The 20,054-nt window shown below is 62.3% G+C and carries 13 protein-coding genes; 9 read left to right on the forward strand and 4 right to left on the reverse strand.

Annotated features, from left to right (window positions below):
* From BLS13_RS20630 to BLS13_RS06180, 8 genes are all read left to right on the forward strand, one after another.
* On the forward strand, window positions 1–1,818 hold a 1,818-nt coding region (locus BLS13_RS20630; RefSeq protein WP_256325731.1), incomplete at its 5' end, for a YDG domain-containing protein.
* Between the two features lie 85 nt (window positions 1,819–1,903).
* Window positions 1,904–4,897, forward strand: coding sequence for a CHAT domain-containing protein (locus BLS13_RS06150; RefSeq protein WP_143011892.1), 2,994 nt, complete (start codon window positions 1,904–1,906; stop codon window positions 4,895–4,897).
* A 2-nt stretch (window positions 4,898–4,899) separates the two neighbouring features.
* Window positions 4,900–5,703 (forward strand): hypothetical protein, encoded by an 804-nt coding sequence (locus BLS13_RS06155; RefSeq protein ID WP_093450701.1) that lies wholly within the window; start codon window positions 4,900–4,902, stop codon window positions 5,701–5,703.
* Entirely contained in the window at window positions 5,700–7,667 is a 1,968-nt protein-coding gene (locus BLS13_RS06160) for an adenylate/guanylate cyclase domain-containing protein (protein WP_093450703.1), read from the forward strand. Before BLS13_RS06155 ends, BLS13_RS06160 begins: the two co-directional genes overlap by 4 nt.
* Window positions 7,664–9,349 (forward strand): ShlB/FhaC/HecB family hemolysin secretion/activation protein, encoded by a 1,686-nt coding sequence (locus BLS13_RS06165; protein ID WP_093450705.1) that lies wholly within the window; start codon window positions 7,664–7,666, stop codon window positions 9,347–9,349. The genes BLS13_RS06160 and BLS13_RS06165 overlap by 4 nt, the downstream gene beginning before the upstream one ends.
* Before the next feature lie 267 nt (window positions 9,350–9,616).
* Complete coding sequence (gene adhP, locus BLS13_RS06170) at window positions 9,617–10,651, forward strand: alcohol dehydrogenase AdhP (protein WP_093451002.1); 1,035 nt, start codon at window positions 9,617–9,619, stop codon at window positions 10,649–10,651.
* Window positions 10,652–10,965: 314 nt separating this feature from the next.
* Complete coding sequence (locus BLS13_RS06175; protein WP_093450706.1) at window positions 10,966–13,218, forward strand: bifunctional diguanylate cyclase/phosphodiesterase; 2,253 nt, start codon at window positions 10,966–10,968, stop codon at window positions 13,216–13,218.
* 164 nt (window positions 13,219–13,382) lie between these two features.
* Complete coding sequence (locus tag BLS13_RS06180; protein ID WP_093450708.1) at window positions 13,383–13,895, forward strand: nuclear transport factor 2 family protein; 513 nt, start codon at window positions 13,383–13,385, stop codon at window positions 13,893–13,895.
* A 48-nt stretch (window positions 13,896–13,943) separates the two neighbouring features.
* Here the strand turns inward: BLS13_RS06180 and BLS13_RS06185 are convergent, their stop codons facing one another.
* On the reverse strand, window positions 13,944–14,519 hold the full coding sequence (locus tag BLS13_RS06185) for a DNA-3-methyladenine glycosylase I (protein WP_093450709.1): 576 nt from the start codon (window positions 14,517–14,519) through the stop codon (window positions 13,944–13,946).
* Window positions 14,520–14,802: 283 nt separating this feature from the next.
* Here BLS13_RS06185 and BLS13_RS06195 point away from each other — a divergent pair, with 283 nt between their 5' ends.
* Entirely contained in the window at window positions 14,803–16,563 is a 1,761-nt protein-coding gene (locus BLS13_RS06195; RefSeq protein ID WP_143011893.1) for a transglycosylase domain-containing protein, read from the forward strand.
* 30 nt (window positions 16,564–16,593) lie between these two features.
* On the opposite strand, the gene BLS13_RS06200 is transcribed toward BLS13_RS06195, so the two are convergent.
* Genes BLS13_RS06200 through BLS13_RS06210 form a run of 3 tightly spaced genes read right to left on the reverse strand, consistent with a single transcriptional unit; the run spans window position 16,594 to window position 19,819 of the window.
* Complete coding sequence (locus BLS13_RS06200; RefSeq protein ID WP_093450715.1) at window positions 16,594–17,841, reverse strand: threonine synthase; 1,248 nt, start codon at window positions 17,839–17,841, stop codon at window positions 16,594–16,596.
* Between the two features lie 44 nt (window positions 17,842–17,885).
* Window positions 17,886–18,326, reverse strand: coding sequence for a DNA polymerase III subunit chi (locus BLS13_RS06205; protein ID WP_093450717.1), 441 nt, complete (start codon window positions 18,324–18,326; stop codon window positions 17,886–17,888).
* A gap of 29 nt (window positions 18,327–18,355) precedes the next feature.
* Window positions 18,356–19,819, reverse strand: a complete 1,464-nt coding sequence (locus BLS13_RS06210; protein WP_093450718.1) for a leucyl aminopeptidase — start codon at window positions 19,817–19,819, stop codon at window positions 18,356–18,358.
* Window positions 19,820–20,054 lie beyond the last annotated feature (235 nt).

Here is a 20,054-nt window from a genome sequence, read left to right on the forward strand (position 1 = left end):
GAGATCACGCGCAAGCAGCTGACCGCCAGCCTGACCGGCGCGGTGTCGCGCACCTATGACGGCACGACCGCGGCGACGCTGGCGTCGTCCAACTACCAGATCGGCGGACTGGTCGACCGCGAGACCATCACCGCGACCCAGACCAGCGGGACCTTTGCCAGCGCCAATGCCGGCAGCGGGATTAGCATCACCGCCAGCCTCGCCAGCAGCGACCTCTCGGCTGGCGCGAACACCCTGCTCGCCAACTACCTGCTGCCGACCTCGGCGGCCGGCGCCATCGGCGAGATCACGCGCAAGCAGCTGACCGCCAGCCTGACCGGCGCGGTGTCGCGCACCTATGACGGCACGACCGCGGCGACGCTGGCGTCGTCCAACTATCAGATCAGCGGACTGGTCGACGGCGAGACCATCACCGCGACGCAGACCAGCGGCACCTTCACCAGCGCCAATGCCGGCAGCGGGATTACGATTACCGCCAGCCTCGCCAGCAGCGACCTCTCGGCGGGGTCGAACATCCTGCTGGCCAACTATGCGCTACCGACCTCGGCGGCCGGCGCGATCGGCGAGATCACGCGCAAGCAGCTGACCGCCAGCCTGACCGGCGCGGTGTCGCGCGTCTATGACGGAACGAGCGCTGCGACGTTAGCGTCGTCCAACTATCAGATCAGCGGACTGATCAACGGCGAGACCATCACCGCCACGCAGACCAGCGGCACCTTTGCCAGCGCCAACGCCGGCAATGGGATCACCATTACCGCCAGTCTCGCCAGCAGCGATCTATCGGCCGGGTCGAACACCCTCCTTGCAAATTACCTACTGCCGACCTCGGCGGCCGGCGCGATCGGCGAGATCAAGCGTGCGTTGCTTCTCTATGTCGCGGATCGGGCAACGCGGTCTGCCGGTAAGGGCAACCCTGCCCTTTCTGGCTCCGTCAGCGGCTTCGTTGGCGGTGACGGGCTTGCGAGCGCCACGTCGGGAACGCTGGCTTTCGCATCGGATGCAACGGCAGACAGTCTTCCAGGTATATATGCGATCACAGGCGGAGGGCTCAGCGCGACAAATTATACCTTTGCGCAGGATGCCAGGAACGGGAGCGCTCTCACAATAGAGCAGGCGCCGGTCGAAATCGTCGGCTCAACCACCCGCTCGGTCGTGACAACCGTTGCTTCGATCTCGGTCCCGACGCCAGCGGCGCCGAGCGTTTCCGCGCCGGCGCCTGCACCGGCAGCCACCCCTGCTCCCACGCCGGCTTCGAGCGCGAGCAGCAGCTCGGCCAGTTCCTCTTCGAGTTCGACCTCGAACGATAGTGGCGCCTCGTCGAGCAGTAGCAGTTCATCGTCGAGCGACAGCAGCGCTCCGGCCGGAGATGCAGCCCCGGCGGCATCGGGTGGCGGGAGCGCATCCAGCGCTTCGTCCGCTCCACCGGCCAGTTCGGGTGGCACGGCAGCGGCACCGTCGGCTCCGGCCGCCGCACCGGCTTCTGGCGGTGGCGCAGCTTCGTCCAGTGGCTCCGGCAGTTCAGGCGGCGGCGTCGCTGTCGTTGCCGTGGCCGCGACTCCTGTCGCTCCGACGCCACCGTCGCCGGTGCCCACCACGCCACCGCCGACGCCTGCCGACAGTGCCGATGCCGGAGATCCGATCTTACGCGCCGCCGCGCCGGAGCAGGCCAGACCCGCGGCGTCCCAGGCGCAGCGGCAGAGCATGATGATCAAGCAACTCAACGCGAATATTTCGGTCAGTTTCGATCTGCCGCCACGTCCCAAAGGTGCGGCCGGAATCGACATTCGCTATTCTCTGAGCGGCGCCTCGGGATTTTAGAGCTGCGCCCGTTCACACATTAAAAACCATGTTTGCATACTGACAGGATGGCGTCGCTCCTTCCGACACAAAGAGGATATTGGTCTTGCGTCATCTTTCGGCAGTCTTGATCTATATGCTGATCAATGCTGCGGCGATTGCGCAAGCAGCGGTGCCAGTAAAGATTGCGGCAACCACGCTGGCCGGTGAAACTTGCCAGAGCGAGACCCGGGCGGGCGTCCGCCCGGCCGCCACAATACCCGCCGACGCGGATCTCGTATGTGCCGGCAAGCCGTTTGGCAAAGTCGTTTATACGATCGTTCCAACCAACGAAGCGTCATCCCGCGATGAAGCGGCCGCGCTGTCGAAAGCGTTCGCAGCGAGCAAGTCTCATGCCGAGATCGGTTCGCGCCTGGATTGCGAGGCCGAGCGCCGGCTTTCCAACACCGCAAATCCCATACTGGCTCTGGCTTGCCGGCAGAAAAGCGATGGCGGGCCGACGCTCGTGATGGCGCGCCTTCGTGGAAGTCTGTTGCAGGTCGTCGAAGCACCGGCGACTGCCTATCCTGTGCTGCGAGCTCTGATGGACGCACCCCGCGAGGGCATCTCGCAGTCACAATTGACCGTTGAGGCCAAAGCCTTGTGGTCGCGCCCGGTGACCATGGCGAGCGCAACCGATCTCGAAACGATCAAAACGTCATTGATGAACGCGCGCGTCGCATCGAGCCAGCTTCAGCATGCGGCCGCGGAATCGGGATTTCGCTCCGCGCTGGAACTGCAGACGCGGCTGTCCGGCGAAAATGACGTCGCGACGAACGAAATCCTCCTCGATCTGGCGCTCTCGGTCAGCAATCAGGGGCGTGAAGATGAAGCCGAAGCGCTTCTCAGGCGCGCCGCGCCGATCGCCGAACAATCGGTCCGGGCGTCGGACCGTGCCAGGCTGACCGCCTATCAGGGGTTCCTTGCAGCCAATCGCGGTGACTTCGCTGCCGCGCTGGGCTTCGCGAAGGCTGCGACTGAAGCGTGGCGATCGATCGCGACCCGGAACAGTTCTGCCGATAGCCTGCTCGGCGGCGGCACGGAAGCCACGGCGGAGGCGGAGCTTGCCCATGCGCTGAACTTCGAAGCCGCGATGATGCTGCGCAACGATCAGATTACCGGTGCCTTCGCGAGCGCGGGCGAAGCCTTGCTGATCGTCGACAGGGTCAGTGGCGAGCCCCGTTGGTGGAAATCCGACATTCTTCTGACCCTTGGCGAAGTCAGCAGCGCCCAGGGACGGCTGTCTGCCGCCGAAGCCTATCTGAAAGGCGCGCTTGCGGAGCGGCAGCAGATCTTCGGCGAGGGGCCGGGCACGCTCAAGGTGAGAACGACCCTGGCGCGCGCCTACCAGGTTGAAGGGATGTTTACGTCCGCGATCATTACCTATCGCGAAGCCATCAGGGCGGCCCGGCGACTGCCCCGCGACAGCATTGCCTTCACCGCTGACGACCTCACGCCCTTTGCCGCGTCGATCGTTGAATATGCCGCAACGATCAATGATCCGGCGGCGCGGCTCGGCCTTTTCGCCGAGGCATTCGATGCCTTTCAACTGGTCCGCGTTCCGCTGATCGATCGCACCATCACAATGGCGTCCGCGCGCCTGTCCGCAGACACGCCGGACCTCGCAAAGCTGGTGCATCGACTCGACGACGTAAGCCAGGAGGAAGCTTCTGCGCGAATCCGGCTGGCCGACCAACAATCGCTGCGGATGGAGGAACGAAGCGCCGAGACCGAGGAGGCCCTCACAAAGAACATTGCGGACTTCGACCGTGCCCGCACGACAGTACAAGCCGAGATTGCGCGCCGTTTTCCCGGCTTTACGCAACTTGCGGAGACCAGCTTGCCAACGCTCGACGCAGTCCGCGGCCGATTGCGGGAGCATGAGGGATTGGTCACGTTCCTGATCGGACGGGATCGTTCCTTCGTCCAAATGGTGCGACGCGAAGGCGTGATCATCGCGCCGGTTCCAGCCGGGGCGGCGGAATTGCAGTCCGCAGTCGCGCGGTTGCGGCGCGGTCTGGAAATTCAGGGTCGTTCGGTCAGCGAGTTCGATCTCGATACTGCCCACCAACTCTACCGCGATCTGTTCGGGGGCATCCAGAACGAACTGGGGCAGGTTGACCGATTGGTTATCGTGCCGTCCGGATCGCTGGCGAGCCTGCCGTTCGGCCTGCTGGTGACGAAACCCGCAGGGGCCGGAGACTATGGCAAGGCCCATTGGCTCGTACGCGAGTTGCCGCTCGCTTATGCGCCGTCCACGGGGTCGTTCGTCACTTTGCGGTCGAGCCGGCTGACCGGCAACCAACCTCGGCTGTTGCTGGCCTACGGCAATCCGGTGCTGGGGCCGCCGCAATCCGCCCTGGCCCAGCGCAGCGCGATGGCGTCGTTCAGCGGTGCGTGCCTCGGTGGCGGCGTGACGCCGCCGCAATTGCTGCAATCGCTCGCCTCCCTGCCCGATACGGCCACCGAAATCGACAGCGTGGCGCGATCGTTGCGGTCGACCAATGTGGACGTCCGGCTCGGCCGGGATGCCAATGAAGCCGCGCTGCGCCACGAGAATCTCGAAGATTACCGGATCATCTATTTTGCGACGCACGGATTGTTGCCCGGAGAATTACGCTGCCAGTCGGCGCCCGGGCTGGTACTGACGCCGCCGCTCCAGCCAGCCCTGTCACCGAATGATGATGGGCTTCTCGACTCCAGCGAAATTGCCAAGCTGTCGATCAAGGCCGATCTGGTCGTTCTCTCCGCCTGCAATACGGCGGCCAATGGCAAGAATTTCGGCGGGGAATCGCTTTCCGGCCTGGCCGCCTCCTTCTTTCATGCGGGCGCGCGCAGCCTGGTGGTAAGCCACTGGCAGGTGCCGTCGGCGGCGACGACCCGGCTGATGTCGTCGATGTTCGGCGCGATGGGCGCGGCGCCCGATCTCACAATCGACGACGCATTGCGCAAGGCGCAGCTCGACATGCTCGGCGACGCCCGAACCGCGCATCCCTTTTTCTGGGCAGCCTTCGTCATCATGGGTGACGGCGCGATCAAGCCATTGGAGGTCAGGAACTGATCATGAAAGCGCCTGTTCGTCTGATATTCCCGCTCTTGCTGCTGATCACGATCGCGCCGGCCGCGGCGACACAGTTCGTGGTGGTCGACGCGCGCGGGGCCGGGCTCAAACCCGGCATGGCGATCAAGGGCGAGAGCGTTATTGATCTGAAGGAGGGCGAACGCGTCACGGCGATTGCCCCCGACGGCCGTTCGGTCAGTCTGCGCGGCACCTATCATGGCCCGGTCATGCGCGCCGGCACCGCCCTGCAGAATCCGCAGGCCGCGCTCGCCGCTTTAATCTCGACCCGCAACGACAGGGCGAAATCGGTCGGTGCGATCAGGGCCGGCGCCAATGCGGCTCCCCTCCCCGACCCATGGCTGGTCGATATCAGCCGGCCAGGCCCCCGCTGCGTGCGCGAAGGTGATCGACCCGTCTGGTGGCGGCCAGATGCGAGTGCGGCCCAACCATTCAAGGTCTTTCCCATCGATCGGTCGTGGCGCGCGGATTTCGTTTGGAAAGCCGGGACGGACCATATGGAGGCACCAGCCCTGTCAAAGCTGGACGGTGTCAGCACGTTCCTGATCGAGGTGGAAGGCCAGGAGAATGCGATCAGCCTGCAGGTGATCCCGCGTGAGGTGACGGATCCGATGATCCTCAGTTCGTGGATGCTGGAGCGCGCCTGCGTGCAGCAGGTCGACGCCTATCTGCGCCGGATCGAGGCCGGCATGCTCAAGCCGCCTGCGATGGCCATCGACCCAACGAAAACAGCCGCCACTCCCAATCAGCGCCCCGCGCAACAGGCTGACCAAGGACCTATCTCTTGAACAAATCGCTTCGCCTGTCGCTTTCCGCCATTGCGATTACCCTGACGGCTGCCTTGCTGGCCTTCGTCGCGGTACGCTATGTGTCGCTGCTGACCAATCTCGAAAACAAAGCCGCCGATATCCGGATCGCGGCGATGCAGCCTCCGGCGGAGCCGTCGAAGGATGTCGTGGTGGTGGCGATCGACGAGACGACACTGGCCGCCTTTCCCTATCGTTCTCCGGTCGATCGGGGTTTCCTCGCCGATCTTATCGGGCAATTGTCGACAAAGGGGGCCAAAGTGATCGGCGTCGATATCATCGTCGATCAGCCGACCGAGCCGACCAAGGACGACAAGCTCAAGCGCGCGATCGCGACCATCAAGACTCCGTTATTCTTCAGCTACACGTCGGCTCCATCGATCGTGAATGATACGCAGCTGGCCTATCTGGATGCCTTCGTCCCGGTTGAAAAGCGCGCGGAAGCCAATCTTCTCACCGATCCATTCGACCAGACCGTGCGCAGGATCAATCCCGGCGGTGAGCCCGCTGCTCGGAACCGGCGCAAAGATACGCCGCACCATCCGGCAGGTTTTGTCCGCAAGGCGCTGGAACTTGCCGGTCGCGAGGGACCGATGGAGCCGGTCGAAATCGCCTGGCGCAGTCGTCCCGATGCGGAAACACCGCCATTTCCGACATTCTCGGCCAGTGTCGTCCCCTTCCTCCCGGCCAGCTTTTTCAAGGACAAGATCGTGCTGGTCGGCGCGATCGTGTCGATGACCGATCGGCATCGCACCCCGCTGGCGATCATCGACGACGGCGATCAGGGCAATATGCCGGGAATCTATGTTCAGGCGCATGGCGTCACGCAGATCCTCGAAGGCCGGCAACCGCCGCGCATGGCGGCGATTCCGGCCTTCGGAATCACGTTGCTGGCGGCCGCCCTCGGCGTCCTGGTGTCGTTATTCAAGCGCGGCATCGCCTTCAATGTCGCGGTGGGATCGGTGCTGATCGCGGCCTATTGGGCGGGCGGCGTGGTCGGATATGGCTACGGCCTGCCGATGTTGCCGATGGTGAGCGCCACGATCGGCTTTGCTTTGTCGATCTGGATGATGGACGTTTTCATCGGTCGGGGCGAGCGCAAGCAGCGCGAATTCGTGCAGGGCACATTTTCGCGCTATGTCTCACCCGCGGTCGTCAACCAGCTGATTGCCGATCCAAGTTATGTATCGATTTCGGGCAGTCGGCGCGAGGCGACCTTCATCTTCACCGATATCGCAGGCTTCACGACATTATCCGAGGGGCTTTCGTCCGAAGACCTGTCCAAGACGCTCAACGAATATCTCGACGGCGCGTGCGATATCATTCTGAAATATGAAGGAACGATCGACAAGTTCATCGGCGACGCCATCATGTCGATCTTCAACGCGCCGATCACCCAACCCGACCATGCCGAACGGGCGGTGCGCTGCGCGCTCGAACTGGACAGCTATGCCGAAAAATTTCGCAAGGAGCGCAATGCCGCCGGCATTCCGATCGGCGTGACCCGCATCGGCGTCCACACCGGCGAAGCGACGATCGGCAATTTCGGTTCGCAATCGCGGATGGACTTCACAGCGCTTGGCGACACGGTCAACACCGCCGCCCGCACCGAAGGCGTGAACAAATATTTCGGAACGCGCATCTGCTGCACCGACGAGGTGGTGAAGCGCTGCCCCGCGCTGGCATTCCGGCGGATCGGTGACATCGTACTGAAGGGCAAGCTCACCGCGACGAGCCTGTTCAGTCCCGTGCCGGATGACGCCCCCGCCGAACTGATCCAGGCCTATGCGCAGGCCTACACCTTGCTCGAGGCGGAAGATGCCGGGTCTGTCGCCGCTTTCGAACAGCTTGGTGGTGCATTCCCGGACGATCCGATCGTTCAGTTCCACCTCGGCCGAATGAAGAAGCATATCGTCTCCACGCGCGTCGTGATGGAAGACAAGTGACCCGCCGCCTCTTGCCGATGCTGGCAGCCCTGTCCGGGGCCGCCAGCCAGACCGCCATCGCCGCGGCGGGGAGCGCGATCATATTGCCGCCACAGGGCGACATATCCCGCCAGCGGGTGCAGCCGCTGCCATTGCCCCCTGCCGACTATGAATTCCGGATCCAAAATCCCGAAAGGTCGGCGGTGCCTCGTGCAGTCGACGAGGTTGAGTTTTCGGTCCGATCGATCCGCATCGTCGGTGCGACGCATTTCTCGGACGCCACGCTCAAAGCTTTCTTCACCCGCCTTGAGGGGCGAACGATCGTCCTCGATGACCTCCGGCAGGCGGCGCAGAAGCTGGAGGACCTGTATCGGGCTAAGGGGTTCTTCCTGACGCGGGTGTTCATCTCGCCCCAACAGGTCAAGAATGGCGTGCTCGAAGTCCGGGTACTCGAAGGCTTTATCGGCGCCGCCTTCGTCGAGGCACCGAATCAGCCATCGCGCAACCACGTCGAAAAATTCCTGAAGCCCGTGATCGGTCAGCGGCCTGCGCAGTTTCGCGATCTCGAGGACCGGCTCCTGCTGATCAACGACACGCCCGGCCTTTCGGCCAACAGCGTGCTGCGGCAGGGTGCCGATCCGGGGAGTTCGGAGATATTGGTGACCGCTGCGAAACTCCCGAATGCCTATCGGGCAAGCTTCGGCAATACCGGATCCGAGACGCTGGGGCCGACTTCCTATGGCGTCGGCGCAACCCTGAACCAGCCGTTCGCGCGCCCGGGCGCGCTCGACATCGACCTGTCGGCCGCCGGAGGCAAACTCACCGAGCTCCGATCCGCCAGCCTGCGTTATGCTACGCCGGTCGGCCATCGCGGCGCCGTTCTCACGCTGGGCGGGCTGCTGGCTCATGCGAGACCCGGTGGCGCGGTTTCTACGCTGGATATCCGGAGCCGGGTGATCTCGATCAACAGCCGGCTGCGCGTGCCGTTGCTGCGCAGTCGTGCCAATTCGGTCTATCTCGATACCGACGTGACATTGAACCGCAGTAAGACTGACGCCCTCGGACAACCGCTGATCGACGATCGCACGACGGTGGCACAAGCCGGCCTGACCTGGCAGCAAGCCGACTGGTTGAAGGGCTCCACCACGGTTACCGTGGCGGTATCGCACGGGCTGAGCCTGTTCGGTGCGATCGAGCGCTCGGATCCACTGGCGTCGGTGCAGGGGTTCAGGCCGGGCTTCACGAAGCTGACCTACAGCCTCCAGCGGACCCAGGGCCTCGCCCCGCGCCTGAGCTTACAATTCAACGTTCAGGGACAATATACCGCGGATCGGCTCCTGTCCGGCGAGTTGATATCCTTTGGCGGACCACAGCTCGGGCGTGGTTACGATCCTTCGGTCGTCGCCGGGGACCGCGGCTTGGGATTGCTGGGCGAGGCGCAGTATCGCGCGCCTTTGAATTTCGGAAAATTGGCCGACAGCGCCGTGCTTTACGGTTTTGGCGATTGGGCGCGGACGACAATGCTTGCCGCCGGGCCAAGCCCCAAGATCACCGACCATATCAGTTCCGCAGGCTTCGGGGTCCGCGCGATCCTATATGGCCATGCGCTTATGGACATGCAGCTTGCAGACGCCCGGCGCACCATGGGCGGCAGTTCGGGGCACGCACCTCGCTTCAACGTGACGCTGTCATTGTTCTTCTAGAATCGCCGATCAAAAGCGGATGATTTTCGTCGGACGCGACGGTGTGAAAGACCACACCTCGGAGCGCCGAGCGCCCCGCGTGGTATTCTGGGCCCGCATCCGGAACATTTCTAAGTAACAATCCGCATAGGGAGGACCGCGCCGAACGGCCATCAAGGTCGCCGGGATGGTGCCGCATCGTGGCGGGCCACGGGAGCTCATCGACGGACGGCCGCCCGACGCGGCGAACCGATTTCGATCCCCTTCGGCAGATAGAGAGACATGACCATGGAAAAGACAATGAAGGCCGCGGTCGTTCGCGAATTCGGCAAGCCGCTCGCCATCGAGGAAGTGGCGGTGCGCATGCCCGGCCCAGGTCAGATCCTCGTCAAGATTGCGGCGACGGGCGTATGTCACACCGATTTGCACGCCGCTGAGGGCGACTGGCCAGTCAAACCCAATCCGCCCTTCATTCCGGGCCATGAGGGCGTGGGTCATGTCGTCGCGGTCGGTGCCGGCGTGACCAATGTGAAGGAAGGGGACCGCGTCGGCGTTCCTTGGCTTTATACCGCCTGCGGCCATTGCGTGCATTGCCTGGGTGGCTGGGAGACGTTGTGCGATGAGCAACAGAACACCGGCTACTCGGTCAATGGCAGCTTCGCCGAATATGTGATCGCCGACCCAAATTATGTCGGCCACCTGCCCGCTCATGTCGGCTTTGTCGAAATCGCGCCGGTGCTGTGCGCGGGCGTGACGGTTTATAAGGGCCTCAAGGTCACCGACACGAAGCCAGGCGACTGGGTTGCGATCTCGGGGATAGGCGGGCTGGGGCATATGGCAGTCCAATACGCCAAGGCGATGGGGCTCAATGTGGTTGCAGTCGACATCGACGACGCGAAGCTCAGGCTTGCCACCGAACTTGGTGCAGCGTTGACCGTCAACGCGCGCAACACCGACCCGGCGGCCTTCATCAAGAAGGAGATAGGCGGCGCCCAGGGCGTGCTCGTCACGGCTGTCAGCCCGATCGCGTTTCAGCAGGCCATGGGGATGGTGCGCCGGGGCGGCACCGTGTCGCTCAATGGCCTGCCGCCGGGCGATTTTCCCTTGTCGATCTTCGATACAGTGCTGAACGGCATCACCATTCGCGGATCGATCGTCGGCACCCGGCTCGATCTGCAGGAAGCGCTCGATTTTGCAGCTGACGGCAAGGTTCGCGCCACAGTCGCAACCGATACGCTGGAGAATATCAACGACATCTTCGATCGCATGCATCGCGGCGAAATCGAGGGCCGCATCGTCATCGACTTCGAAAAGGCCAGTTAAGGCCCGATCGATCGCGCTAAAAATGGTTAACCCGGGTTCCGAATGCTGAGTGCCCGAACCCAGCGAGGTTGATTGGCGGCTGCGGCACTCGTGTGCGCCGCGCAGCGGGTCAACCTCTGTACCACCGACAGATATTTCAACTGGGAGAAGATCTATCAGCGCTGCGCGGCAGCCGGATCTGACGTTCCGTTAACCACAAGCTTTAGTTTTTTGGCCGTACTTGCGCATTAAGACCGAAGGCCGACTGAAGGATAGTGGCACTGTTTCGTCATCGTCATCCTTCAAAAAGTCCATAAAGGTGATGCGATCGGACGATGCGGCAGGGAAAGGATCTCGGGGCAAATTTCTTCTGGCCACTTGCCGTTTTAGCGATTTTCGTCATCGGCTTGCTGGTCGCGGTCGGTATCGCTCTGGTCGGTGAATTCGACATCGCAGCGAAGCAGCGTGAGGAATCGATCGTCAATAATGGCATCGCCGGGCGGGTTGACGAGATTGCCAGTTCGGTCCTTCCCCAGCTCGTATGGGACGATGCCGTTCGCCATCTCGACAACAGCTTCGATCTCCATTGGGCCACCGATAATATCGGCACCTATCTGAACAAGACGAGCGGTTTTGACGACGTGTTCGTTCTGGACGGCCGGGATTCGCCGATCTTCGCGGCCAGCGGCGGAACGGTGGTACCGAATGGCCGCATTGCACCTTACGCGGCTTATGCTCGTTCGCTGATCGGCAAGGTCCGCGCACAGGAAAAGAAGCGAGGCAGGCTTCCTGCCGTTCCACCGCCGAACGGCGTGCTCGCAAAACCTATTCAGTCGAGCACAATCGGCCGGGTCCATGGGCAACTAGCCGTTGTCGTTGCGACTCTGATCGAACCGGACTTTGGTACAGCCCGGCCGCGCGGCGATCGCGCGCCGATCGCCCTGACCGCGATGTATATCGATGATGATTTCCTCAAGGCCTTCGCGGATCGCTTCCTGCTGCGGAATGTCCACGTCCATCGGGGAAACAAGATGTTCGAAAAGCCTCTGGCGCATGCTCCGCTGATCGATATTCACGGCGATTATGTCGCCACACTCGAATGGTCTCCGGAAAATCCGGGGCGGAAGCTGCTCGACCAGATTGCCTTGCCGATCGTGAACATTGTCGCTTTCCTGGCGGTGTTCGTTGGCATTCTATATCGCCGCAGCCGGCGCATGGCGCAGGGATTGATCGCCAGTGAGGCACGCGCCGCGCACATGGCCTATCATGATGCGCTCACCGGGCTTCCGAACCGCACATTGTTCTTCGACCGGCTTGGCCACGCCCTCGATCAGATGAAGCGCAACGGCCGCCCGCTTGCGGTTCATTGCATCGATCTCGATCGTTTCAAGGAGATCAACGATACGTTCGGCCATAATGTCGGCGACGAACTGATTCAGGCCGCAGCGCACCGCATGGCCCAGCAGTGCCGATCATCGGAAACATTTGCCCGGCTATCCGGCGACGAATTCGCCATCGTCCAGAGCGATGCGTCTTCCGCCTCGGCCGCGACGCTTGCCGCACGCCTGTGTCAGGTAATGGCAGAGCCTTTCAACCTCAGCGCAGGTCGCGTCTTCGTCGGCTGTTCGGTTGGAATTTCCATTACCCAGAATGCCGATGTCGATGCCGGCGAGCTGCTACGTCAGGCCGATCTTGCGCTCTATCGCAGCAAGCGTGAGGCGAAAGGACATTTCTGCTTCTTCGAGGAGGAGATGGATGCAGCCGTGAAGACCCGCCGCTCGCTCGAGGCCGATCTGCGCGACGCCCTGGCCAGGGACGAACTGCAGATGGTGTATCAACCCCAGGTCAACGGGCGTGGCTTGATGACCGGCGTAGAGGCGCTGGTTCGCTGGCAACACCCCACTCGCGGCGAAATCTCCCCCGCCTTTTTCGTCCCGATCGCCGAGCAAAGCAGCCTGATCATGGCGCTCGGACTGTTCACGCTCCGGCGCGCTTTTGCCGACAGTCGCCGTTGGCCGAATCTGAAGGTGGCGGTCAACGTTTCGGCGAACCAGATACGCATGAAGGACTTCGTGGCTACCATCGGCGAACTGGTGGAGGAGATGAAGGTCGATCCGCGCAGGTTCGAACTCGAGCTGACCGAGGGAGTCTTGCTGCGCGACGATCCCGACACGCAACACAGCCTGCGGCAATTGCGCAATTTGGGCTTTTCGCTCACGCTCGACGATTTCGGCACGGGCTATTCCAGCCTGAGCTATCTGCAGCGCTATCCCATCAGCAAGATCAAGATCGATCGTTCGTTCATTGCCAATCTCGGCGTTGATGCCGAAGCCGAGGCGGTTGTCAGCGCGATCGTCAAGCTGGCGCGCGCACTGAAGCTCGCGGTGATCGCAGAAGGCGTCGAAACATCGGATCAGCTCGATTCTTTGACCGCTGCTGGCTGCTCGGATGTGCAAGGCTATCTGTTCAGCCGTCCGATTGCCGGAAGCGGGATCGACCAGCTATACAAGAAGCGCAGAACAAGCCTCAACCGCATCGTTTCGACCGAGCAGTGTCGGCCGACCACCGGGCTCGCCACCGCCGCCTGAAACACGCAGGCTTCGTCTTCGGGGGACGAGGTAAATCATTGCTTTGAATTCCTCTATTCGATTACCTCGCCAAAGGCCGCATGCTCAATGCACGGTGTCGCAGATAAAGGCCTTGGCGCTTCCTCACTTCGGGAAGCGAAGCAAGGGCTATTGGGAGGAGCGCTATGACCACAACGATCGATGAATTGCTCGCTGAAGCGGCCATCAAAGAGGTCCAAATTCGTTATTGCCGCGCGTGCGATCGCGTGGATTACGAAGCGCTACGAGCCTGCTTCCACGAACATGCCATTGCAGACTATGGCCACGGCGTCTGGAACCTGGACGAGTATATGGCGCATGCCATGTCGATGTCAGCTAACTTCATTGCGACAACGCACAACACCGGCAACCAGCTCGTCGAACTCGATGGCGACGCGGCCTGGGCGGAGCATTATCTCGTCGCCAGCCATCGTTGGCCTGTCGACGAAAACGGCAATACGCGCGATCTCATCGCTGCCGTGCGATACATCGATCGGATGGAGCGTATCGATGGAAAATGGCGTATTGCTCGGCGCAAGATGGTGCTCGACTGGCAGCGCGTCGATCCCGTTATCGGCATCGACGTGACGAAAGCGGATGGGCGACGCGATCGTAGCGACCCGTCTTACGTGGGCCTGAATCGCCCCGGCAACGGGTGATCCGATCGAAAAGAATTTACCGCAGATGTTGCCTGCCATCCTGGAGCTTCACCGGGGCCCCTCGCCTAGCTGACTGTGGCGATAACACGTCGTAACATGATCGTTCACGATGCCGCATGCCTGCATCCACGCATAGACGATCGTCGGGCCCACAAATTTGAAGCCGCGGGCTTTCAGCACTTTGCATATCTCCACGGATAACGGTGTCTGCGTGGGCACTTCCGCCAGAGTCTTCCAGTGGTTTACAATGGGGATCCCGCCCGAGATCGACCATATAGTGCCTGCGAAATCCTCTCCCTTGTCCCGCATATCCAGATAGGCGCGCGCATTGCCGACGACCGCCTCGATCTTTGCCCGCGAACGAACGATGCCGGGATCGGCCATCAGCCGCGCGATATCAGATTCGCCAAAGCGGGTAATGCGTTCGGGTTGGAACCCGGCAAAGGCCGTGCGGAACGCATCCCGTTTCCGCAAGATCGTGATCCACGCGAGCCCGGCCTGAAAGCCATCGAGCATCAGTTTTTCCCAAAGCGCTCGGCTGTCCCATTCAGGCACGCCCCATTCTTCGTCATGATAAGCAACGTATAGCGGATCACTTCCCGCCCATCCGCATCGTCCGGACATATTGGCTCCTCTGCTGCCCCGCCTTGCAGCCATATCACTTCGATTCCTAATCGATCGCATTATCAATTCGGCCCCGGCCCGCAGCGTTTAGAGTGGAGGGATTTCCAGCGTGAACCAAATAGGCATCGCTACGTTGGTGCCTCGGCTCATACTAAGGGTATAGGATATCAGCACCATCGTTCCGTCCTCGTCGATCAAGCCTGCGCAGCCGGCGAGAGGCGAAGGGCTGAGGCTCGCCATCGTACTCGGAGGCGCGATTTTCGGGCTCATTGTGCTTTGGCTGATGATCGTCGCGCCACCATGGCGGCTGCACGATAATATGAGCGGGAGCGGGCTCTTGCTGGTTGCGTCGGACGGGTCACCGATCTCCAGAGTCGGCGGGATCAATGGTGACCCTGTCGACGCAAGCAACCTCCCCCTTCATGTCAGGCAGGCATTCCTGGCAATCGAAGACCGCCGTTTCTATTCGCATTTCGGGATAGACCCGCGCGGCATAGCACGTGCCGAATGGCACAATATCCGAGCAGGTCATGTCGTCGAAGGCGGCTCTACCATCACGCAGCAATATGCCAAGTTCACCTTCCTCAACGACGATCGCACGGTCGGGCGCAAGCTCCGCGAGTTGATGCTCGCACCGTGGATCGAGTTATGGCTGAGCAAGAACGAGATTTTGTCGCGCTATTTGTCGACGGCCTATTTCGGTAGCGGTGCCTATGGGATCACATCCGCTGCGCGGCGTTATTTCGATCGGCGGCCGCAGGATCTTACACTCGATCAGGCAGCGTTGCTCGCCGGATTGGTCAAGGCGCCGTCCCGGCTGGCGCCGACCAACGATTTGGCCGCAGCGCAGGCACGGGCGCGGACGGTAATGACTGCCATGGCCGACGCCGGCTTCATCACAAGAACTGAAGCCGCCGCAACACCTCACCTCCATCTTCGAGAAGGGCACGATAAAGCGACTGAAGGCAGCTACTTTGCCGACTGGGTGATCGGCGCACAGCCCGACCACCCAAAAAGCGGAACTCTGAAGACGACGCTCGATCCCGTGCTGCAAAATCGCGCCAATGCCGCCATCGCGCGTGCGGCCCTCGGCGCGGCGCAGGTGGCGCTCATCGCGATGCGCCCGGATGGCACGGTCGTCGCGATGGTGGGCGGGCGCAACTATCAGGCAAGCAGTTTTAACCGGGCCATTCGGGCCAATAGGCAGTCCGGATCAACGTTCAAGCTTTTCGTGTATCTGGCGGCCCTGCGTGGCGGCGCGCGTACCGACGATATCGTCGATGACCTCCCCCTCGACGTTGGCGGCTGGCGGCCCACAAATGCCGATGGTCAATATCGCGGGCCAATCTCGCTGCGCGATGCCTTCGCGGTCTCAAGCAACGTGGCGGCAGTGCGTATCGGCGAAGGCGTAGGGCGGGACAAGGTGATTGCGATGGCCCGAGAACTTGGCGTGACCTCCCCGCTGCCTGACTCGCCGAGCCTTTCCCTCGGCGCCGGGACGATGACCCTGATGGAATTGACATCGGCCTACGCAGCGGTCGCGCGCGGAGCCTATCCGGTCAAGCCTCATGGCATACCGATCCCGCCGGATAGTCCCCGGCAATTCGATCGTCAGCGGGAATGGGAGCCCATGCTCGACATGCTCTGGCAGGCGGCGAATATCGGCACCGGGCGAATGGCGGCCCTTTCGCAACCGACATTCGGAAAGACCGGAACGACGCAGGACAATCGCGACGGTTTCTTCATCGGTTTTGCCGGTGATCTTGTGGTCGGCGTCTGGGTCGGGCGCGACGATAATCGCCCAGTGCCCGGACTGAGCGGCGGCAAGCTGCCCGCCGCGATATGGCATGATTTCATGGGCGGTGCGCCAATTCACCCGCTCCCGCGCGCCGGCGATCATCCCACGTTGCCCGATATAATCGATCCGCTGCTTTCACGCGCGGGCGCGGCTCTTGATGAGGATGGTCCCTATCGACCTGAAGGTCCGTATCGCGATGAAGGAGACGATCCGCGCTATGATTCGGAAAACGATCCAAACCGTTAGGCGTACGGCCTGATCGCCAAGGTTCCCGTCCTATAGTGAAGCGTAGTCGATCGCGCCTTGCAGGTCGATTCGGCCTGATCGATCCGGCATCGGGTATTTAAGTCCCGTCGCACAATTGAAGAGCAGAATCCGATCGTGGGGTTGCACATCGCCCGCGCGTAAAGCCGCTTCGGCCGCAGCTACGGTCGCGCCGCCTTCCGGGCACAATAACAGCCCTTCCTCGCGCCCGACCCGATCGACCGCTGCAATAATGGCGTCGTCCGATACGGCCACGGCCCGCCCCCCGCTTGCGCGGACGGCATCGAGGATCAGGAAATCGCCGACCGCTTTGGGTACCCGGATGCCCGATGCGATCGTGTGGGCACCTTCCCAGCGTTCTGCATGGCGCTCGCCAGCATCGAATGCCTTGACGATGGGGGCACAGCCATCGGCCTGCACCGCGAACATTTTCGGCCGCTCCGGGCCGATGAAGCCAAGCTGCTCGAGTTCGTCGAACGCCTTCCACATGCCGATCAGCCCGGTACCGCCGCCGGTCGGATAGAAGATCGCATCCGGCAGGCACCAGTCGAACTGCTCGGCCAGTTCGAGGCCCATCGTCTTCTTTCCTTCGATCCGGTAGGGCTCCTTCAGCGTCGACAGATCGAACCAGCCATTGGCCTTTGCGCCGGCTGCCACCAGTGCGCCGCATTCGTCGATCAGCCCGTTGACCCGATAGACTCGCGCGCCCTGTGCGGCGATCTCGCGCACGTTGATCTCGGGCGTATCGTCGGGGCAGAAGATGATGGCCTCGATCCCTGCCCGGCTCGCATAGGCCGCCGCCGCTGCACCGGCATTGCCGTTGGTCGGCATTGCCACCTGGCGGATGCCAAGCTCCTTCGCCATAGACAATGCCATCACCAGCCCGCGTGCCTTGAACGATCCCGTGGGCAGCCGCCCCTCATCCTTCACCATCAGTTCGGCAACACCGATCCGTCGCCCCGTCGTCGGCAGCGCGATGATCGGCGTCTCCTGTTCGCCCAGACTGATGATATTATCGGCACGCCGCACCGGCAGCAGTTCGCGATAGCGCCACAAATCCCGCGGGCGATCACGCAGAGCGGCCCTGTCGAAAACCTTGCCGGCCGCATCGAGATCGTAACGCACGAGCAACGGACGGCCGGCCTCCGAAAGGCCGTGTATCGTATCAGCGGCATAAACCTTGCCCGTCAGCGAGCATTCGAGATGCGACACGAAGGTCTGTCGCTCTGGAAAGCGGCCGATATTGGCGTGAGCATTCATCGCAGTCATCTTCTCCCCATGCCCGGGTGCCAAAGCGGCGCCATTCAGGCCACACGTTCCCATTTACCGGCGTCGTCCTGCCGCCAATAACGCGGTTCGATGCCTTCGCGCGCGGAAAGCGATCGCCAGGCTGCGCGCGCCGCGACGATATTGTCTTCATCAAAGAAGTGGAACGCGCGATCGAATTCGAGCACGGTGTCACGCCAATTGCCGTCGGCCAGCGCGACGTTCCGCGCACCGTTTGCGGGCACCACATCCGTGGCAATCAATATCGGCTGACCAGAATCATTCTCACCGCCGGCACGAGCATGGGCGAGGAAACTATCCGCGCTATAAGCCCATAACGCCTGATCGATCCGCTCGGCGAGCCCAATCTCCCCGGCGACGATCAGCAACCGTGCGCCGCCCGCCAGCACCTTTTCGGCGATGCGCGGCAGCACGCGATCGATGGGCACGCGCGTGAGATGATAGAAATCGACCTGCACGCGGGGCCCCGCCTCCAGTCCTGGTGTCGTCAGGCTTCGAAATTATCGGCGATGAAGCGATCGAGCAGGCGGACGCCATAGCCGGTCGCGCCCTTGTCCCAGGTTGCGCCGGGCTTCGATGCCCACACCATGCCGGCAATATCGAGGTGCGCCCAGCGCACGCCATCTTCGATGAAGCGCTTGATGAATTGCGCGGCCGTAATCGATCCGCCGTCGCGCGGTCCGACATTCTTCATGTCCGCAATCGGGGAATCGATCAGCTTATCGAAACTGTCGGCAAGCGGCATCCGCCACACCTTATCACCGGTCTCGGCTCCGGCGGCTGTCAGTTGCGTGGCCAGTTCGTCGTCATTGCTGAACAGACCGCCATATTCATGGCCGAGCGCCACGATCATCGCACCGGTCAGGGTCGCCAGATCGATGATGGTCTTGGGCTTCCAGCTTCGCTGCACCCAGGTAAGCGCATCACACAGCACCAGCCTGCCCTCGGCATCGGTGTTGATCACTTCGATCGTCTGCCCCGACATCGATGTGACGATATCGCCTGGCCGCTGCGCTTTCCCGTCCGGCATATTCTCAACGAGGCCACAGACGCCGATGACATGGGCCTTGGCATTACGCAGCGCGAGGGCCTTCATCGTGCCGGCAACCGCGGCGGCCCCGCCCATGTCCCACTTCATGTCTTCCATTCCGCCCGGCGGCTTCAGCGAGATACCGCCAGTATCGAACGTCACGCCCTTGCCGACGAAGGCAATCGGCTCCGCCGTGCCTCCGGTTCCATCCCAGCGCATGACAAGCATCCGTGGCTCGCGGGCGGATCCTTGCGCGACGCCCATAAGCGCCCCCATGCCGAGCGCCGACATGGCCGCACCGTCCAGAATATCGATCGCGATTCCGATATCCTTGAGGGCAAGGCAGCGCTCGACGAAGCTTTCCGGATAGAGGATGTTCGAAGGCTCGGCGACAAGCTCACGCGCGAACATGACCCCCTCGGCCACCGCTTTGCGTGCCTCCCATGCGGCTTCCGCTTTGGGGCTGGTTCCCACAAGCACGATATCGGCCAGCGAGGGCCGCTGCTTCGCATCCAGCTTGGTACGATAGGTATCGTGGCGCCAGCTGCGCAACATAGCGCCAAACGCCAGTGCAGCGGCGGCGGAATCGGCTGCAGCGCCCACGCTCGACAGGTCGATGACGGCGCTTACCTCGCCCGACGTCAACAGCCGTGCGACAATGGCCGCCCCGGCGCGTTCATAATCTGCCTTCGCGCCGATGCCGACGAGCAGGACCCGCCTGATCCCATCGGCCTCGCCAAACAGTTCGACAACAGCTCCGGTCTCGCCATCGAAACGATGGCCGAGCGCCGCGCGCCGCGCAACTTCCTGGGTGGCTGATGGCAGAACATTCAGTGCCGCACCCCCGATCGTGCCCGGCGCTATCGGGATAACAAGGCTTTGGCTTCCGGTCGGGCGATTGGGTGCGAAACTGATACGCATTAAGAGGGGTCTCCGTGGTGGCTCCGTCCCATCTAGGCGCGAGTTGCGTCAGTTGCAAAAGGCCTTGATCGTATGCACAGGTTTCGGTCACGAAATTCGCTATCGTCTCGATCCTGGTGCGCCTTTTCGAATGCCAGCCTCCATGAGGATTGCAGCCCCGCCGCTTGGATGCGATAGGCAGCGCGGCGTCGACGGCCACATCATGGGGTTATGTGAACAAGCGATTTTTAACCCT

The organism is Sphingomonas sp. YR710 (assembly GCF_900101455.1).
Classification (GTDB): Bacteria; Pseudomonadota; Alphaproteobacteria; order Sphingomonadales; family Sphingomonadaceae; genus Rhizorhabdus.